This is a genomic window from Kocuria palustris, from assembly GCF_007666205.1.
Lineage (GTDB): Bacteria > Actinomycetota > Actinomycetes > Actinomycetales > Micrococcaceae > Kocuria > Kocuria palustris_A.
The window spans coordinates 402,272-420,181 of the sequence record NZ_VDOR01000002.1 but is presented as its reverse complement, the minus strand read 5'-3'; the positions used below and the strand labels follow the sequence as shown (position 1 = coordinate 420,181).

The window sequence follows — 17,910 nt, the reverse complement described above, 5'->3', positions numbered from 1 at the left end:
CGGCAGGTCCGCGCAGGGCATGGCAGAGATGTGATGATGGCGTCATGGCCGCCCCGTTCCTGAGAATCCTGTCGCAGCGCCGCCGCGCCCAGTCCCTGGTGCCGGAGGCCCCCACTCGTGCCGAGATCGAGCAGATCGTCCGCGCCGCCGCCGGGCGGCCCTCGGAGGACGAGCCCGCGCCGTGGCGGGTCATCGCCACGACCCGCGAGCAGGCCCCCCAGCTGGCCGCGGCCCTGTCCGGGCTGCGCTCCCTGCCGGAGATCGGCGACGGCAGCGCGCCCCTCAAGGGCAAGCAGCTGCGTCGGCTCGCGGCGTTCCGGGGCTCGCTGGCCTTCGCCATGCGCGGCGGCCTGGCCCTGGCCCTGGTGTTCGAGCCCGTGCGCGGCTCGGAGCTGTCCAGGAAGCGGCAGCGCATGGAGGCCCACGCCATGCACACCGTGCTCGAGGCCGCTCTGTGCGGTGCCGGATGGGGCGTGCAGTGGTCCCCCAGGGAGTCCCCCGACGCCGAGGTCCTCAACGACTTCTACGGCCTGGACGAGAAGGAGGAGGTGCTCGGCTGGCTCTTCGTCGGCCGCGTCCCGCTCGAGGAGGCGCGGGCGGTCTCCGGCTCCTCCGCACGGCCGGGGCCGTCGGTGCTCGAGTTCCGGGACTGACCCCGCGCCTCGACCGCGCAGCGCTCGAGGCGCGGCCGATGAGCCCGGACGCGCGACGAGGCCCGGCGGAGCAGCCGCTGCGCCGGGCCTCGTGGGGTGCGGGTCGCCCCCGCTGTCACGCGTCAGTCGTTGTTGCTGAAGATCGCGAGGATGCGCAGGATCTCGACGTAGAGCCAGATCAGCGTGACGGTGAGGCCGAAGGCCGCCGACCAGGCGTACTTCGAGGCCACGCGGCCCACCCCGTTGCGGATGTTCTCGTAGTCCAGCACGAGCGAGTACGAGGCCAGCAGGATCGCGATGCCGCCGATGAGCAGGCCCATGGGCAGGTCGGTGCCCGGGATGGTCACGTCGTAGCGCATGTTGAAGCCGGCGAACAGCGACAGACCGAGGTTGACCAGGCCGAACACGAGGTAGCCGAGCATGGCCACCAGCACGATCTTGGTCAGCACCGGACTGCTGCGCAGGATGCCGATCTGGTTGAGCACCAGCACCACCGCGGCCACGCCGAACGTGCCGATCACGGCCTGCATCACGATGCCCGGGTAGGCGGAGTACTCCATGGCCATGGACAGCCCGCCCAGGAACAGGCCCTCGGCCGCCGCGTAGGTCATGATCAGGACGGGCGAGGGCTCGCGCTTGAACGCGTTGACCAGGCCGAGCACGAAGCCGACGACCAGGCCCGGCAGCATCAGGGCGGGCACGAACCACCCGATGACGGCGAAGACGACGACCGTGCCGAGCGTCATGGCGGTGCGCATGACGACGTCGGTCATGGTCATCCGGCCGGTCTGGGCCGGGCCGGCCGCGGGGCGGTCGTACATGCCCTGGAGCTTGTCGGCCGTGGCGACCTGGCCCGCGCTCTGGCCGTACTCCTGGATCCTGCCGTTCTGCGCGTACTGGCCCTGCTGGGGGCGCCCGTCGCTCGTGGCGCCGAAGTCGCGGAGCATGGGATTGCTCATGCAATCGTCCTTTCCTGTGCCCGCATATGTCCCATGGGGCAGTCGAGGGCGTGGTGGTGAGGGTCTGGCCCTACGCTAACAGCCCGGACCGGCGCGGTGCCGGGTCCGTCCCCCGAGAGCGAAACAGCGGGACATGTCCCGTGTTGCCGCCGAGCGCATCTGCCCGGCCCGGCCGGAGCCGGAAGTGAGCCTCAGTCCCGGCTCTCGAGCCGGTCGAAGAGCTCCTCGAGGATCAGGACGCTGTCCTCGCACGAGGCCTCGAGCACTGCGCGCTCGCGGCCGTGCAGGATGCCCACGCCGTAGCGGTCGCCGCCCGTGCGCACGAGGGAGCGCGCCGCCGAGGCGTACCAGAGGTCCATGACGCGGCTGTCCATCAGCTCCCCGCAGACGTCGAGGCAGCCCTCGATCCCCTGGAAGAGCGGCTGCTGGGACTTCTTGGCGCGCAGGGGCGTGTGCTCGAACAGCTCCGCGCCGAAGCCGAGCAGGCGCAGCGCGCGGCGGACGACGTGCACGTGCTCCAGGACGGGCTCCAGCTCGACGAGCTCGACCGGGACGGGACCGAGCTCGAGCACGGCGCCGAGCCACCGCTCGGTCATGCGGGAGCCCAGCTTCTTGGGGCTCAGCTGCGCCGCCTCGTCGCCGAGCCGGACGTCGCCCAGCAGGTCGCTGATCTCGCGGAGGCTCTGCTGATGCCGCGCCGAGGCCAGGCGGCGCCCGGCGGCCGCGGCCTGCGCCTCGCGGTGCTCGCGGGCCATGGAGTCCAGGTGGGCCAGCGCCGAGCGGCTCACCGCGGAGCCGGCCTCCTGGGCGCGCACGGGGAGCAGCTGCTCGACGACCTCGGCATCGCGCACGGCCGAGAGCTCCTGGCTCAGCCCCCGCAGCAGCTCGACGGCCCGTTCGGCGGCCGCCGGATCCCGCAGATCCGGCCCCAGCCCGATCAGCACCGCCTCGCAGCGGCGCGCGGCGCGGCGCAGCCCGTGCACGGAGTCCTCGGCGCCGATCCGCACGAGGAAGTCCGTCCACAGCACCTGCTCGAGGCACGAGCGCACTGCCGAGGCGACCGTGCGCCGCAGATCCTCGTCGGCCCCCTGCTCCGGCGACGCGCTCCCGGCGGCCTTCCCCCCGTTCTCGCCGGCCCGATCCTTCCGGTCCTCGCCCTTCCCGTCCTTGCCCTTCTTGCCGCCCTTGCCGGAGCCCTTCCGATCCTCGGCCTTCTTCCCCTTGCCCTTGTCCTTGCCCTTGCCCTTGTCCTTGCCCTTGCTCTTGGTCTTGCTCTTGCCATCGCCGCCGCGGTCGTCGGCGTCCTCCGCCGTGTCGCGGCCGGCTGTCTCGGTCTCGGGGACGACCTCCTGCCCGTCCGGGCCGATCACCGACACCGCCTCGGCCCCGTCCTCGGCGCCCAGGGCGCGGGCGATCTTGGCGCTCGAGGTCGAGGGGGTCAGTCCGGCCGAGAGCAGGACGGCCTCGATCTCGTCGAAGACCGCGCGCCCGTCGGCTCCGGAGCCGTTGACGAGCTCGACCTCGTACTCCTTCCAGACGCGGGTGATGCCGGTCGCGCCGGCGGTCCCCCGGACGTCGTCCAGGCAGATCTCCGCCACGCGGCCGTGCTCGGGATCCACGACGTCGAGCACCTGGCGCTCATTGCGCAGCACGGCCAGCTGCTCGAGCCGAGCGTCGCCGATCAGGCCGGTGACGAGCTGCCGCATCTGCGCGGGCAGGCGATCGGCCGTGCGGAGCAGCGGGACGTGCGCCTCGTGCTTGGTCCCGTCCGCCCGGAACTTCAGGTGCCAGCCCTCGTCGGGGCCGCCGCGGCGGCGGCGCAGGGCGACGCCGAAACCGGCCAGACGGCCGTCCGCCGTGTCGAAGTAGGTCGACTCGAGGGACCGGATCGCGGACTCGGGCTCGACGCGCAGCCGCGGGAGCTCGCCCCAGTCGGGCTGCGCGCCCGCGGGCACCTCGTACTTGCGCTCGATCTCGGGCTGCGTGCTGGCGGTCATGGCCTGATCCGTCCTCTCTGGGGGGGGTCCTGGCGGTGCAGGTGCCGGTGGGCGCGGCTCCTCGGTCAGCCGGAGGAGGCGGCGCGGAAGGTCGACGGCCGCATCGCCGTGGGGCGACGCGGCCGCTGGTGATGCCGGGGCGCGGTGCCGCGGCGAGCCGCTCAGGCCCGACGGCGGGACAGGACGTCGTCGAGGTCGAGCGACGCGGATCCCGTCCGCGGCTCGGGCTGCGGAGCCTGCGCGGCCTCCTGCAGCGGACGGCCGGAGGACTTGGGCGCGGACGGGGACTGCAGGGGCTCGGGCGCGCGCCGGGGGGCGACGGCGGCGCGGGTGTAGGTGGGCTTGGGCACCGTGATCGGCTCCCAGGACTCGCCCCGGCCCTGCGAGGACTGCTGCGCCACACGGCGGGCGACCGCGCGCAGCTCCTCGTGGGTGGGCGCCGACTGCGCGGCCACGGCCCGCCGGGAGTCCGCGGGGTGGGCGCCGGTGCGCGGCGGGATGTACTGCGCCGCCGGCGCGCGGCGGATCGCCGGCTCCTGCTCGTCCTCGAACCGCAGATCGTCCATGAACTGCCGGTCGTCCGGCAGGTCGAGATCCCGGCGATCGCGCTGCTCCCGCAGCCCGGTGTCGCGCGCGACGTGCTCCTCGTGGTCGAAGAGCTGGTCCTCGATCGTCTCCTGCTCGCTCACGGAGGTCTCGATCACGGCCCGGCCCCGGCCCTCGGCGGGTTCCGCCGCGGGCAGCGCGCCGGCGGCCCGCTCCTGATCCGCCAGGTAGACGAGCGCCGCCAGGCTCCCCGCGCTGAGCAGGAGCAGGAACACGGGCCAGGGCCAGCTCACGGCCGTGAAGGGCGCCAGCAGGCCGGTGATCACGGCCAGCGCCAGGCACGCCGCCCCCAGCAGGGCCACGGCCACGCGATCCCGCCTGATCACCAGGCCGTCGAAGGCACCGGCTGAAGGCTGAGTGCGGCTGCTCGGCATCGTCCGGGCTCCTCGGTGGTCTCGTGGGTGCGTGGTGAGCGTCAGGTTCGGGCGCGTCCGGCCGACGGCGCGCTCCTGCGGGGCTGATCTGCACGACATGATCCCATACTTCGCCCGGAATGGGCCGCAGGGAAGCGCCGTGCTCGACCGCGGCAGCGGCCGTCAGCGGCCGACGACCAGCGGCTGCGACGTGCCCGTGAAGCGCCGGACGAGCCCCTCCGGTCCGGCTTCCGGCGCTGTGAGCGCGAAGCTGCGATGATCCGCCCACTTGCCGGCGATGTGCAGGAGGTCCCGCCGCAGCCCCTCGTCGCGGAAGCCGAGCTTCTCGACGATGCGCAGGGAGGCCGCGTTCTCGGGCCGGATGTTGATCTCGATCCGGTGGAGGCGGCGGTGCTGGAAGCAGTAGTCGCATGCCATGGCCACGGCCATCGGCGCGATGCCCCGCCCGGCGCTGCCGCCGTCCACCCAGTACCCGATCGAGGCGCTGCGCGATGCGCCGGCCACGATGTTCGAGACGCTCAGCTGGCCCACGAGGGCGCGGCGGCCGTCGGGCCGGCGCTCGGTGATGATCCACGGCAGGCTGCGCCCGGCGCGGGCCTCCCGGTTCTGCCGCCGCACGAAGCTCCCGAACGAGGGCAGCTCCTCCGAGGGCTCGGGATTCGTCGCCTCCCAGGGCCCGAGCCAGTCCCTGTTCTCCCACCGCACGGCGTCCCACTCCCCGCGATCGCGCGCGGAGAGGGGACGCAGGGCGAGGGCTCCCCAGGACAGGGTGACGGGCCATTCAGCCCGCGGGATCACGCCTGGCCGGTCCCCCGGCCCTGGAGCCCCTCGGCGAACTCGATCAGCCACTCGCGCAGCTCGGGGCCGAGGTCCTCGCGCTCCGAGGCGATGGTGACGTTGGCCTTGAGGTAGGACAGCTTGTCGCCGGTGTCGTAGCGACGGCCGCGGAAGACGACGCCGTAGACGCCGCCCCCCTCGCCCTCCTGGCCCGCCATCTCGGCGAGCGCGTCAGTCAGCTGGATCTCCCCGCCGCGGCCGGGCTCGGTGTGCTCGAGGACATCGAACACCCCCTGGTGCAGGACGTAGCGGCCGATGATGGCCAGGTTGGAGGGGGCCTCCGCCGGCTCGGGCTTCTCGACCAGGCCGTTGATCCGCACGTAGTCCTCGCCCTCGACGGGGGTGACGTCGGCGCAGCCGTAGGAGCCGATCTTGTCCTGCGGGACCTCGAGCAGAGCGACCACGGAGCCGCCGGTGCGCTCCTGGACCCGGATCATCTCGACGAGCAGATCCTCCTTCTCGTCGATCAGGTCGTCGCCCAGCAGCACGGCGAAGGGCTCGTCGCCCACGTGCGTCCTGGCCCGCAGGACGGCGTGGCCGAGGCCCTTGGGGTCGCCCTGGCGGAGGTAGTGCAGGTCGCCCAGCTCGGAGGCGTGCTCGACGGCCTCGAGCAGCTCGTCCTTGCCGGACTCCTTGAGCTGGGCCTCCAGCGCGGGGATCCGGTCGAAGTGGTCCTCGAGCGCGCGCTTGGAGCGGCCCGTGATCACGAGCAGATCGCTCAGGCCGGCGTCGACGGCCTCCTGCACGACGTACTGGATCGCCGGGCGGTCCACGACCGGGAGCATCTCCTTGGGAGTCGCCTTGGTCGCGGGGAGGAAACGGGTGCCCAGCCCGGCTGCGGGCAGGACGGCCTTGCGGACGGTGCGCGTCGGGTTCTCAGTGCTCATGCCGAAAGGCTAGCCGACCGGCCGCCGGTCGCGGCGCGTGCCGCCCGAGCCGCTGCGCCCGCATTTGTGGGGCGGCGGGAGCCGGCAGCCCGCAAGGGGCCTCCCGGGGCCGCGCGGGCCTGCCATGATGGCGGCATGTCCCGCCCCGACGACGACGTCCGCCCGTCCTGCCCACCGCGGCCCGATGGGGCCCGCGAGGCCAAGCGCGACCTCCGCCGGAGCCTGCGGGACCGGCGGGCCCGGGCCGACGCGCGCGCCCGCGCGGCGGCGGCCGCGGGCTTCGCCGAGGCGCTCGAGCAGCTGCTCGCCCGGCACCCCGACGGCGCCCTGCTCGCGTTCCTGCCGCTGCCCGACGAGCCCCCGCTCACGAGCGCGCTGCGCCGGCAGCTGTCGCACCGACCCGTCCTGCTGCCGGTGACGCAGCCGCGGCGCGCCATGCTGTGGACCCGCTGGCTGCCCTCGACCGGGTTCGCCCCGTCCGGTCCCGGCGGGCTGCACGAGCCCGTCGGCCCCCGCGAGCCCGCGCCGGAGGAGATCGGGCTCGTGCTCGTGCCCGCACTGGCTGTCGATCGCTCGGGGCTGCGGCTGGGGATGGGCGGCGGCTTCTACGACACGTTCCTGGAGGGGCTGAGACCGGGGACCCCCGCTGCGGCGTGCGTCTTCGCCCGGGAGGTGCTGCCGGCCGGCGCGGTTCCCGGGGAGCCGTGGGATGCCAGGCTCCCGATCGCGCTGACGGAGCGCGGGACCGTCGAGCTGCGCGGCTGAGGACGCTCGCGCCGTCGAACGGGGCCGGCTGCGCATCGGCGGGAGCGCCCGCCCGGGCGGCATAGAATCATGGCCGCTCCCCCGATGCCGGACCGGCTGCGCCGCTGCGCCCCGGCCGGCACCGACCGCCCCGTCGGCACGACAGGTGCCGCACCCGCCTTCGGAGGTCTTCCGTGCCCGTCTACGCGTACAAGTGCAAGAGCTGCGGCCACCAGCTCGAGGTCCGCCAGTCGTTCTCCGACGACCCGCTGACCGAGTGCCCCGAGTGCGGCGGCGATCTGCGCAAGCAGTTCAACTCCGTGGGCGTCGTGTTCAAGGGCTCGGGCTTCTACCGGACCGATTCCCGCTCCGGCGCGTCCGGATCCGGGTCGGGGTCCTCCGGCCCGGGCTCCGACTCGGGCGCGGCCTCGAGCACGTCCAGTGCCTCGAGCTCGTCCGGCGCCACGGGCTCTGCCGGCTCCGCGAGCTCCTCGGGGACCTCGGGCGGCTCCGCCGACTGATTCCCGCCCGCCCCACTCCCGAGGGGCGAGCCCGGGCCGCCGCGGCTCCACAGCAGCGGCGATGCCGCCCCGGTCCCGGGGACCCCGCCCGCGGCGCAGAACGGCCGCGCATGAGGACGCACCGCCTCCCCTAGCGTGCCGGCATGATGCACCGACGGCCCGTCCGCCCCTCCGACAGCCGCCGCACCGGCCGAGCCGGGCGCGCGCCGTCAGAGCGCCTCGGCCGCTCCCCCGCGTCCCGCACGCGCCGCATGCCGCGCACGCCCCGGCGAGCGCGCTACCCCCTGGGCATCGCGCTGCGCACGGCTCTGTCCCGGCGCCGTCGTCTGATCGCCGCGGTGCTGCTCAGCGCGGCGGCCGCGATCGCCGTCCTGCAGGTCAGCCCGGGGCCCCAGGAGACCGTCCCGACCGTGGTGGCAGCCCGCTCCCTCGGGGCCGGCGCCGTGCTCTCGGCCGACGATCTGCGGGTCGTGGACTACCCCCTCGCGCTGGCCCCCGCCGGGGCCGCCCCTCCGAGCGGCGGGGCGGCCGCCGAGGCCGGCTCTGCGGTCCCGGAGGCCGCGCCCGCAGCCCGCCCGTCGAGCGCCGCCGGGGCGGCCGCGGACAGCCCCGTCGCGCAGAGGCGGCCGAGCGATGATCCCGCTGCGGCATGGGTCGGGCGCACGCTGGCCGCCGCCGTGGTCGAGGGGCAGCCGCTGACGGGGCCCTCGGTCCTGGGCCCCGACCTGCTCTCCGGGCAGCCGCCGGGATCGACGGCGGTGACCCTGCGCGTGGCCGATCCCGGGACGCTGGCCCACGTCCGCCCGGGACAGCACGTGGATCTCATCCGCGCCGACGGACGGGCCTCGGACGGGGCCGGGCACGACGCGGACGCCTCCGATCCTCCCGCGGATCCGGAGGACGGCGGCACGGGGGATGCCGCCGACCCCGGCGCTGCGCGGGTGGCGGCGGGGCTTCCCGTCCTGTGGGTCGCCGACCCCGCCGCCCCGTCGGACGGCCTGCTCGAGTCCTCTCAGGAGGTCCAGGACGATCTGCTCGTGGTCGGCGCCGATGCGGCCACCGCCGAGCGCATCGCCTCGACGCCCGAGGGCGAGCTCGTCCCCGTGCTCGTCGCGGCCCCGGCGGAGTCGGGACGGCCCGGCCCTCCCTGAGCGCCCCGCCCCGCCCGCAGCCGCTCGACGGGAGCAGCCGGCCCCGGCCCATCCCCCGCCGCGACGCGGCGGGGCACGGAGCCCGGCCGCCGGCTCAGCCCCAGTGGGGCGGGCGCTGGGAGGCGAGCCAGCGGTCGCGCTCCGCATCGTCGGCGACCTCGTCGAGGGTCTCCGGCGCGGGCCGCCCGGAGCGGGGCTCGCTCTCGTGCCGGTCCTCGCCCGCCGCGTCGGTGCCTCGAGCCGACGGCGGCGAGGACGCGGCAGGAACGCCGCCGACGGCCCGGCGCGAGCCGCGCGGTCGACGCGCCCCGGGGGCGGGCGGCGTCATCGGCCGCGGGAGCCCGACGCGCTGCCGCCTGCGGACCGCTGGGAGCGATCGGCGCTCAGACCCAGGTAGCGGGCGATGAGATCGGCCACGGCGTCGGGCTGGGTGAACACCTCGATCGTCCACAGCGTGAGGTGGTTCCAGCCGCTGCGCTCGAGCTGCTGCGGGCGCAGCCGGGAGCGCTCGCGCACGGACATGCGCGCCACGGCGTCCGTGCCGTCGGAGACGACGGCGACCGGGATCCGCACGGGGCGGTCGTCGGAGCGCGGCGCGACGACGGCCCCGGCCGACAGGGACTCCGCCGTCTCGGCCCAGGCCACCAGGTCGATGACGTCCTCGTGGTGATGGCGCACGGCCGCGCCGCGCTGCACCAGTCGCCGCGACAGGTCCTGGACCAGGGCGTCCTCGTGGACGGCCGCATCGGCGAGCTCCATGGGATCGTGCACCAGGACCGCGGGCTCCTGCTCGGCCTCCTCACCGGGGCCGTCGTCCGCGGGTCCGTCGGCCCCCCCGCCGGCCGAGGAGCCCCCGCTGCCCTGCGGCCGGGCGTCCGGATCGGACACGAGCGACAGGCGGGGGCGGCCGCCCGGCGCCGGCCCGCCGCGCTCCGATCCCCCGGGCGCCGACTCGCCGTGCGGCTGCGCGGCCGTCTCGCGCGCGTCGTGGACCTCCCCGGCCGCGGCCTCCGCATCGCCGTCGGGCCCTGCGCTCGTCCCGGGAGCGGCATCGGGCTGCTCCGCGGCCCCCGTGAGCAGGGGCTCGTCGGTCGCGTCCCGGCGGACGTTGCCCGCCTCCTCGACGCGGCGCAGGAGGCGGTGCAGGTCGCGGGCGCCGTTCTGCAGCGAGCTGGGCTCGACGTCCTCCGGCCGGATCGACGAGACCACGACCGTGTTCTGGCGGGAGCGCGTCATGCCCAGCACGAAGCCGCGGCGCCCGTCCCGGTCCGAGAGCTGGCCGAGGTAGGGCAGCACCCGGTCGTGGTCCGTGCGGCCGAAGCCGAGGCTGAAGATCACGGTGTCGCGCTGGAGCCCCACCGCCCGGTGCAGGTCGACCACGCGGAAGGACTCGGGGCCGGGCCGGAAGAACTCCCGCAGCTCGGGCCGCTGCCCGAGCACGGCGCTGACGCCCTGGGCGACCCGGGCCGCGTGGCGGGAGCTCGGCGTCACGACGGCCAGCGACCGCTCCGGGTGCAGGCGGGCATGGCGGATCACGAGCTGGACGACGCGGCGCACCTCGACGTTCGGCGACTGCACGCCCTCGTGCCCGGCGGCGAGCTCGCCGTACCCGTCGGCGACGTATTCGACCTCCAGGCGGGAGTCGCCGTCGGTCAGCGCGGCGCCCGAGGGCAGGCGGGTCAGGCTGCCCTCGTAGAAGTCCTGGTTGAGCTGCTCGAACAGCTCGGGGTCCAGATCCCGGTAGAGCACGCGCAGCCGGCGGCGATCGACCACGCGGGCCAGTGCGTCGAAGGCGGAGTCCACCTCGGCGACCGGCCCGGGCTCCGGGCCCGTCATGGGGGCGACGGTGAAGGGCTGCGGCCGCCCGAGCGCCGGGTCGCCGAGGACGATGACCTGCTGGGCGCGCGTCACGGCGGGCAGCACGGCCGCCAGCGGGGTGGACTCCCCGTCCAGGACGACGACGGCATCGATCTCGACGTCGTCCGGCAGGGCGGCCGAGAGCACGAGCGGGCTCGCCGTCCACACCGGGGCGAGGGCGCGGGTGAGATCCCCGCAGGCCCTCAGCAGCTGCGGCAGCGGCGCGCTGCCCTGGCGCAGCATGGCGCGCAGCTCGCCGGCGGCCTCGGGCTGCTCCTGCAGGAGCCGCCGCCAGCGCTGCGCCTGGGCCCAGCTCAGCCGTGCGGGCCCGGAGGAGATGTGGGCGGAGTCCGCCCGGCGGAACTCCTGCTCCGCCCGGCGAAGGCTCGAGCCCTCCGTCATGGGCAGCAGGCCGTCGTCGGCGGCCATGGCCTCGAGCGAGGACTGCCACCACGCCAGGTCGAACTCCTCCGCCACGCGGCGGCCCGGCACGCGCCGGTCGATGAGGTCGTCGACGAACTCGCCCAGGCCGCGGTCGCGCAGTCCCTCGAGCAGCAGCGTGCGCTCGGGGATGGTCTCGAGGCTGGTCTCGTCGTCGATCAGCGCGGTGAGGACGTCGCGCAGCTGCGCCGCATCCAGATCCATCAGCCCGGCCCCGGTGCGCGAGCCCTCGAGCGCGATCATCAGCCCCTCGAGGTCCTCGACGAAGCGCTGCTGCATCTCCGCGACGTCGTCGACGGCATCGGAGACCTCGGGCTTCTCGATGGTCGCGGACCACGAGCGCCAGCGGTCGCGCTCGGACTGGACCTTGACCAGCGAGGCATGCAGGTCCGACAGATGCACGCCCGGGCGGATGTACTCCTTGGCCGCCTTGCGCAGCCGCGAGCGCTGCAGCCCGGACATCTCGATCGCGTGGTCGCGTCGCCAGGAGGCGCCGGCCGTGGCCGCGATGAGGTCCGTGACCGGCCGGTCGAAGATATCGGGGGTGAACGAGCGCAGGGAGGACTCGACCTCCTGCAGCAGGCGCAGCTGCTGGCCCCACTCGGGGACCGTCGAGCCGGGGCGCAGGCCCGAGACGGACAGGACGCCGCGCATGCCGGTCTCGAGAGTGCTCAGCTCGAGCAGCAGCGACTGCGCGAGGTGCCGGGCCTGGCGGGTCTCCTCCTCGTTGACCAGGCGAGCGCCCTCCCAGGGCCCGTCGAGGGTCTCGGCGTCGAAGGCCCCGAGCTCGGCGGCGCGCTCGAGCTGCCGGGTGATCTCGGTGCGGTGGGCGGCCGCATCGAGCACGCCGCGGGAGAAGCGCACCCGGGTCGTGGGGCCGTCGGGGCGGGCCGTGAGCCGGGCCAGGGCCTGCATGGCCTGATAGGCCGAGGCCTCCACGCGCGGCCGCTGCCGGTGCAGGGCGTCGATGTGCCCCGCCAGCAGGTCGCGGACCGAGCGCAGCTGCTCGTGCAGCCCGCTCAGCTCCGGCTCCCGGGCCCGCTCGACGCGGGTGATGGACTCGATCAGCTGCGCGGCGACGTCCTCGCCCGTCAGGTGCGAGCCGAGCTCGAGCACGGACGACGAGAGCCCGAGCATCTCGAAGCCGCGGTGGAAGTCGCTCAGCGCCGCCCGCCGCTCGCCGAGCACCAGCACGGAGCGACCCTGGGCCATCAGCGCGCCCACGGTGTTGACCGCGGTCGCGATCTGCCCCGTGCCGGGGGCGGCGGTCACCACGAACGACTCGCCCTGGCCCGCGAGGTCCACGACCTCCTGCTGGGAGCCGTCGGCGTCGAGCAGCAGCAGCTCGGAGGCCGGATCGCGCTCGTCCAGGGGCGCGCAGCGGTTGGTCAGCGGACGCGGCTGCGGGATCTTGCCCACCGCGGTGGACTTGAGCCGGGCCAGGTCCCGGATCACGTCGGTCCGGACCGGGACGTGCTCATCGGCCGGGCGGTCGTGCAGATCCGCAAACGTCGAGATCAGCAGCCGGTGGTCGACGTGCATGCCCGGGACGTCGGAGGCGGCCATCCGCAGCGACTCGAGCACCGGCGCCGGATCCAGCCGGCGGGTGCCGTAGGCGAGCCGGGCGATCTCCCCGGTGGACAGATCGATGCCGTGATCCGCCAGCAGGCGCCGGACCATGGCCGGGTTGAGCTGGGCCGGGCCGACGATCTGCAGGTCGAAGTCGTCGCCGTCGGAGCGCGGGCGGATCGTGACGGGGGCCAGCAGGACGGGGGCGATGCAGCGCCGCTGGGCGCCCTGGCGATCTGCCCGCGCCGCGTGGCCGCGGGCGCTCGGGCCATGCTCCTCGCCCGGGCGGCCGCGCGGCGGCCCCTGCAGCCACGAGGCCGTGCCGGCCGCCAGGTACGCCGCGTCGAGTCCGTGCTGCGAGGACAGCTCGTGGATCTTGGTGCGCAGGATGCGCGCGGCCCGGGAGGCGCGCTGCAGCCCGGCCTGCTCGCGCATGATCGTGGACAGGCGCGTGGGCCGGCCCATCATCAGCTGCGCCTGCCCCGAGGAGTTGGCCTCCGTCAGGTCGATGCAGACGTTGTCGACCTGATTGAAGTCGAGCAGCGTGTCCGGACCGGTGTAGGCGTCCATCTGCCGCGTCCAGGCCTGCAGCGAGACGGTCTCCGGCGCGCCGCGGCCGGCCGCGGACGAGCCGCTCGGAGCGGTGGTTCCGGACTCGGACGAGGGGGACATGCTTCTCCTAGGGGATGACGGCCGCGCGCTCACGCGGACGCGGCGTCGTCGGGGGTTGCTCGGCGGGCGTGGGCAGCGCCCGTTCGGGAGCCGGACGCGGGCCCGGGGCGGGCCGCGCCCGTCACTCCCACTCGATGGTTCCCGGGGGCTTGGAGGTCACGTCCAGCACGACGCGGTTGATCTCCTCGACCTCATTGGTGATGCGGCTGGAGATCCCGGCGAGCAGGTCCTCGGGCAGTCGGGACCAGTCGGCCGTCATGGCGTCCTCGCTGGAGACGGGGCGCAGGACGATCGGGTGCCCGTAGGTGCGCCCGTCGCCCTGGACGCCGACCGAGCGGACATCGGCCAGCAGCACGACCGGCATCTGCCAGACCTCCTCGTCCAGCCCGGAGGCCGTGAGCTCCTCGCGCGCGATGGCATCGGCCCGGCGCAGGATGTCCAGGCGCTCCCGGGTGACATCGCCGATGATGCGGATGCCCAGGCCCGGGCCGGGGAACGGCTGCCGGCCGACGATCGACTCCGGGAGGCCCAGCTGACGGCCGACCTCGCGGACCTCGTCCTTGAACAGCTCGCGCAGCGGCTCGACGAGCTGGAACTCGATGTCCTCGGGCAGCCCGCCGACGTTGTGGTGCGACTTGATCGTGGCCGCGCCCTCGCCGCCGCCGGATTCGACGACGTCGGGGTAGAGCGTGCCCTGGACCAGGTGGCTGACCTTCGCCCCCTCGTCCGCGGCCGCCTCGAGGACGGCGGACTCGGCGGCCTCGAACGCGCGGATGAACTCGCGGCCGATGATCTTGCGCTTGGTCTCCGGGTCGCTCACGCCTGCCAGGGCGTCGATGAAGCGATCGGCCTCCCGCGCCACGTGCAGGTTCACGCCGGTCGAGGCGACGTAGTCGGTCTCGACCTGCGCGATCTCGTCCTGGCGCATCAGGCCGTGGTCCACGAGGACGCAGGTCAGGCGGCCGCCGATCGCGCGCTGGACGAGCGCGGCCGCGACCGCGGAGTCCACCCCGCCGGAGAGCCCGCAGATGGCGCGGCCGTCGCCGACCTGCTCGCGGATCCTGGCGATCTGGGCGTCGATGATGTTCTCGGTGGACCACGTGGGCTTCAGCCCGGCGATCTCGAAGAGGAAGTGCTCGATCGTGGCCTGCCCGTGCTCCGTGTGCCGCACCTCGGGGTGCCACTGCACGCCGGCCAGTCGGCGCCGCTCGTCGACGAAGGCCGCCACGGGCGCCCCGCCCGAGGAGGCGAGCACGCGGAAGCCCTCCGGCGCCTCGGTCACGGAGTCGCCGTGGCTCATCCAGACCCGCTGCATGCGCGGGGATCCGGTGAGGATCGAGTCCGGGCCGGGGACGTCCTCGCCGGGCGGGGCGGTGTCGGGCACGCCCAGCGTGGCGTCCACCGTGGTGGCGCCGTACTCCCGGGCCCCGGTCTTGGCGACGGTCCCGCCGAGGGCGTGGGCCATGACCTGGAAGCCGTAGCAGATCCCGAGGACCGGGATCCCGGCCTCGAAGAGCTCGGCGTCCCGGACGGGCGCGCCCTCGGCCCACACCGACGACGGGCCGCCGGAGAGGATCAGCGCGGACGGCTCCTTGGCCAGGATCTCCGGGGTCGACAGCGTGTGCGGGACGATCTCCGAGTAGACGTCGGCCTCGCGCACGCGGCGGGCGATGAGCTGGGCGTACTGGGCGCCGTAGTCGACGACGAGGACGGGGCCCTGGGGGCCGTGGGCTGCGTCGACGGCGTTGGCTGCGGATGCGGTGCTGGGCTGTGATGTCACGGCCGACAGTCTAGGACACGGGGCGCCGCGCCCCCTGGCAGCCGTCGGCCCGGGTCAGTAGCGCTTGGCCGCCTTGGGGAACGACGCCAGCTCCGCCGAGGTCGAGCGGTGGATCTTGCGCTCCACGATGAACGACAGGAACGGCACGACGCCGCCCAGGGCCATGACGATGAACTGCGGGAACGGCCAGCGCATGAGGCTCCACAGCCGGAAGCACGAGAAGAGGTACACGACGTAGAACCAGCCGTGGACGATCAGGATCCAGGTCGAGATGTTGACTCCGCCCTCGATGTCCACGAGCTCGTTGTCGCGCAGGCCCAGGATGTTCGACTCCCCCGTGGCCGCCCAGGTGCCGCCGGCGATGACGTCGTAGCCCAGCCCGTAGCGCAGGATCATCTCGGCCACGAGCAGCAGGAGGAACGTGCCGGAGACCCAGGCGCAGACCATGTAGAAGTTCAGCCACCACCGGATCTGCGACTCGGTGCCGCCGAAGCGCCGCCGGGTCCGCAGCGCCGAGTACTGCGGCAGCCGACCGGGCTCGGTGGCCTTCGACGGCTCGGCGCCCTGCGGAGCGCTCACGCGGACGCCGTCGGTGCGCTCCTTCGGCCGGGGCGCGTCGCCCTGGGATGCTGCCTGGCTCATCGGTGCTCTCCGCTCCGCGGGACGGTGCGCCCGCTGTCGTGCTGCTGTCCGCCGCCGGGGCTGCCGTCCTCGCGGGGGGCGGCCGACGTCTGCGCGGTCTGCGCCGCGGCGGGCTGGTCGTCGAAGTAGTAGTACTCCCCGGCCACGGGATCGTAGTAGTAGAAGCGCTCTGCCGCGGCGTCCCAGGCGTAGGGCAGCGATTCGCCCTCGAGCTCGAACCAGGCGGCCGGGTCCTGCCGGCGGCGGTGGTCGTCGCGCACGGAGGAGTACCAGATCCACAGCGCGAAGCCCGCGAAGACGATCCACTCGATCGCGTAGAACACGTTGAGGGGGTCCAGCGAGGTGTCGGTCGGCTGCTGGTCCACGGACACGGCCTCGAGCTCCGGGGACAGCAGCCGTCCGTCGTCGGGCAGGGTGCCGTCGTCATCGGCCAGCGAGGCGTCGGAGCCCGGGACCTCGGCCATGGCCGTGACGAAGCCCGAGTAGACGGGCACGTCCCACGCGTTGGTCAGCTGGGCCGGCGAGAGGCTCGCATACGTGCCGGGGTCCTGGTCCCGCGTGGACAGCGGCGCCTCCTGCGGCAGCAGGCGCCCCGCCACGGAGACCTCCCCCTGGGGGGCCTCCGGCACCCGGTCCGGATCCTCCGTCCAGCCCCGCACGACGGGGATCACGACGTCGGCCTCCGCATCCGCCCACTGCTCCTGGGAGCCGGCGACCTGCAGGCCCGTGACAACCCACCATCCGCTCCGATCGCCCTGGAGCCGGTTCTCGACGAGCACCGTGGACTCGGGCAGGTACGTGCCCGAGGCCTCCACGGCGGTGTCGACCTCGTCGAGCGTGGACACCGTGCCCGGCTGCATGGTCTCGTCCAGCGGGCGGACGATCTCCTTGCCCGGGTCGTAGACCGTCTGCGCCTCGCGGCTGCTCTCGATCTGCCAGCGGCTCAGCAGCACGAACGCCAGGGCGATGCCCAGACAGACCGCCAGGGTGGCGAGGGATCTGGGTCTGAGGGCGGTCCTGAGCACCGTTCCAGTCTAGTGACGCCCTGCGGCGGGGCCGAATCGCCGGCCGGCCGCAGGGCTCGGCGTCCTGCTCAGCCGTGGACCACGACCTCCGTGCGCTGGAAGGACTTGAGGTCCAGGTAGCCGGTGGTCGACATGGCCCGGCGCAGGGAGCCCACGAGATTGGAGCTGCCGTCGACCTGCGACGACGGCCCGTGCAGGACCTCCTGCAGGGGCCCGGCGCTGCTGACCCGGGTGCGCACGCCGCGCGGGACCTCGCCGTGGTGGGCCTCCGCGCCCCAGTGCCAGCCGCGGCCCGGCGCCTCGTCGGCCCGCGCCAGCGCGGTGCCGAGCATGACGGCGTCGGCGCCCATGGCCAGGGCCTTGACGATCGTCCCGGAGTTGCCGACACCGCCGTCGGCGATGACGTGGACGTAGCGCCCGCCCGACTCGTCGAGGTAGTCGCGGCGGGCGGCCGCGACGTCGGAGATCGCCGAGGCCCCGGCCGCGTGGATGCCCAGGACCTGCTCGGTGCGCATGGACGCGCCGCCGCCGAAGCCGACGAGCACGCCGGCGGCGCCGGTGCGCATGAGGTGCAGGGCGGGCGTGTAGCCGGCCGCGCCGCCCACGATCACCGGGACGTCGAGGTCGTAGATGAACCGCTTGAGATCCAGCGGCTCATCGGCCTGGGAGACGTGCTCGGCCGAGACGGTCGTCCCGCGGATCACGAACAGGTCCACCCCGGCCTCGAGGACCGTGCGGTAGTGCTCCTGCGTGCGCTGCGGGGTCAGCGCCCCGGCCACGATGACCCCGGACTCGCGGATCTCGCCCAGCCGCTGCGTGATCAGCTCGGGGCGGATGGGACGGCGGTAGATCTCCTGCATGCGGCGGGTGGCCGCCGGCAGGTCGTCCGCGGACAGCCCGGCGATCTCGTCGAGCAGGGGCTCGGGATCGTCGTAGCGCGTCCACAGCCCCTCGAGGTTCAGGACGCCGAGCACGCCCATCCGCCCCATGGCGATCGCGGTGGCCGGGGAGGTCACGGAGTCCATGGGCGCGCCCAGGAACGGGGTCCCGAACGTGTAGGCGTCGATCTTCCAGTCGGTCGAGACCTCGCGCGGATCGCGGGTGCGCCGCGAGGGCACGAGGGCGACCTCGTCCAGGGAGTACGTCCGACGGGCCCGCTTGCTGCGGCCGATCTCGATGTCGTAGTTCAGGTTCA

The 17,910-nt window shown here is 74.5% G+C and carries 14 protein-coding genes; 4 read left to right on the top strand and 10 right to left on the bottom strand.

Annotated elements, in window-relative coordinates:
• Positions 1–44 precede the first annotated feature (44 nt).
• Entirely contained in the window at positions 45–653 is a 609-nt protein-coding gene (locus tag FSY66_RS04025) for a nitroreductase family protein (protein WP_144791493.1), read from the top strand.
• A gap of 122 nt (positions 654–775) precedes the next feature.
• On the opposite strand, the gene FSY66_RS04020 is transcribed toward FSY66_RS04025, so the two are convergent.
• From FSY66_RS04020 to galU, 5 genes are all read right to left on the bottom strand, one after another.
• Positions 776–1,612 carry a Bax inhibitor-1/YccA family protein gene (locus FSY66_RS04020; RefSeq protein ID WP_144791491.1) on the bottom strand — a complete coding sequence of 279 codons (837 nt, stop codon included), beginning with the start codon at positions 1,610–1,612 and terminating at the stop codon, positions 776–778.
• Between the two features lie 191 nt (positions 1,613–1,803).
• Positions 1,804–3,609 (bottom strand): CYTH and CHAD domain-containing protein, encoded by a 1,806-nt coding sequence (locus FSY66_RS04015; RefSeq protein ID WP_144791489.1) that lies wholly within the window; start codon positions 3,607–3,609, stop codon positions 1,804–1,806.
• Between the two features lie 161 nt (positions 3,610–3,770).
• Entirely contained in the window at positions 3,771–4,589 is an 819-nt protein-coding gene (locus tag FSY66_RS04010; protein ID WP_144791487.1) for a hypothetical protein, read from the bottom strand.
• Positions 4,590–4,751: 162 nt separating this feature from the next.
• On the bottom strand, positions 4,752–5,387 hold the full coding sequence (locus FSY66_RS04005; protein ID WP_144791485.1) for a GNAT family N-acetyltransferase: 636 nt from the start codon (positions 5,385–5,387) through the stop codon (positions 4,752–4,754).
• Positions 5,384–6,313, bottom strand: coding sequence for a UTP--glucose-1-phosphate uridylyltransferase GalU (gene galU / locus FSY66_RS04000; RefSeq protein ID WP_144791483.1), 930 nt, complete (start codon positions 6,311–6,313; stop codon positions 5,384–5,386). The genes FSY66_RS04005 and galU overlap by 4 nt, the downstream gene beginning before the upstream one ends.
• A 135-nt stretch (positions 6,314–6,448) precedes the next feature.
• Between galU and FSY66_RS03995 the strand changes: the two genes are divergently transcribed.
• From FSY66_RS03995 to FSY66_RS03985, 3 genes are all read left to right on the top strand, one after another.
• Positions 6,449–7,078, top strand: coding sequence for a 5-formyltetrahydrofolate cyclo-ligase (locus FSY66_RS03995; RefSeq protein WP_144791480.1), 630 nt, complete (start codon positions 6,449–6,451; stop codon positions 7,076–7,078).
• A 173-nt stretch (positions 7,079–7,251) separates the two neighbouring features.
• Positions 7,252–7,578, top strand: coding sequence for an FmdB family zinc ribbon protein (locus FSY66_RS03990; protein WP_144791478.1), 327 nt, complete (start codon positions 7,252–7,254; stop codon positions 7,576–7,578).
• 251 nt (positions 7,579–7,829) lie between these two features.
• Entirely contained in the window at positions 7,830–8,729 is a 900-nt protein-coding gene (locus FSY66_RS03985; protein ID WP_144791476.1) for an SAF domain-containing protein, read from the top strand.
• Between the two features lie 324 nt (positions 8,730–9,053).
• Here FSY66_RS03985 and FSY66_RS03980 read toward each other — a convergent pair whose 3' ends face one another.
• The 5 genes from FSY66_RS03980 to FSY66_RS03960 all read right to left on the bottom strand — a co-directional run bounded on the left by FSY66_RS03980 (position 9,054) and on the right by FSY66_RS03960 (position 17,905).
• The gene (locus FSY66_RS03980; RefSeq protein ID WP_144791474.1) at positions 9,054–13,268 is read right to left on the bottom strand and encodes a hypothetical protein; all 4,215 of its coding nucleotides are present in this window, start codon (positions 13,266–13,268) and stop codon (positions 9,054–9,056) included.
• Positions 13,269–13,389: 121 nt separating this feature from the next.
• Complete coding sequence (gene guaA / locus FSY66_RS03975) at positions 13,390–15,048, bottom strand: glutamine-hydrolyzing GMP synthase (protein WP_144791472.1); 1,659 nt, start codon at positions 15,046–15,048, stop codon at positions 13,390–13,392.
• Positions 15,049–15,102: 54 nt separating this feature from the next.
• On the bottom strand, positions 15,103–15,690 hold the full coding sequence (locus FSY66_RS03970) for a DUF3817 domain-containing protein (protein ID WP_144791470.1): 588 nt from the start codon (positions 15,688–15,690) through the stop codon (positions 15,103–15,105).
• The gene (locus FSY66_RS03965) at positions 15,687–16,715 is read right to left on the bottom strand and encodes an SURF1 family protein (RefSeq protein WP_144791468.1); all 1,029 of its coding nucleotides are present in this window, start codon (positions 16,713–16,715) and stop codon (positions 15,687–15,689) included. Before FSY66_RS03965 ends, FSY66_RS03970 begins: the two co-directional genes overlap by 4 nt.
• A 68-nt stretch (positions 16,716–16,783) precedes the next feature.
• Positions 16,784–17,905, bottom strand: coding sequence for a GuaB3 family IMP dehydrogenase-related protein (locus FSY66_RS03960; protein ID WP_144791596.1), 1,122 nt, complete (start codon positions 17,903–17,905; stop codon positions 16,784–16,786).
• Positions 17,906–17,910 lie beyond the last annotated feature (5 nt).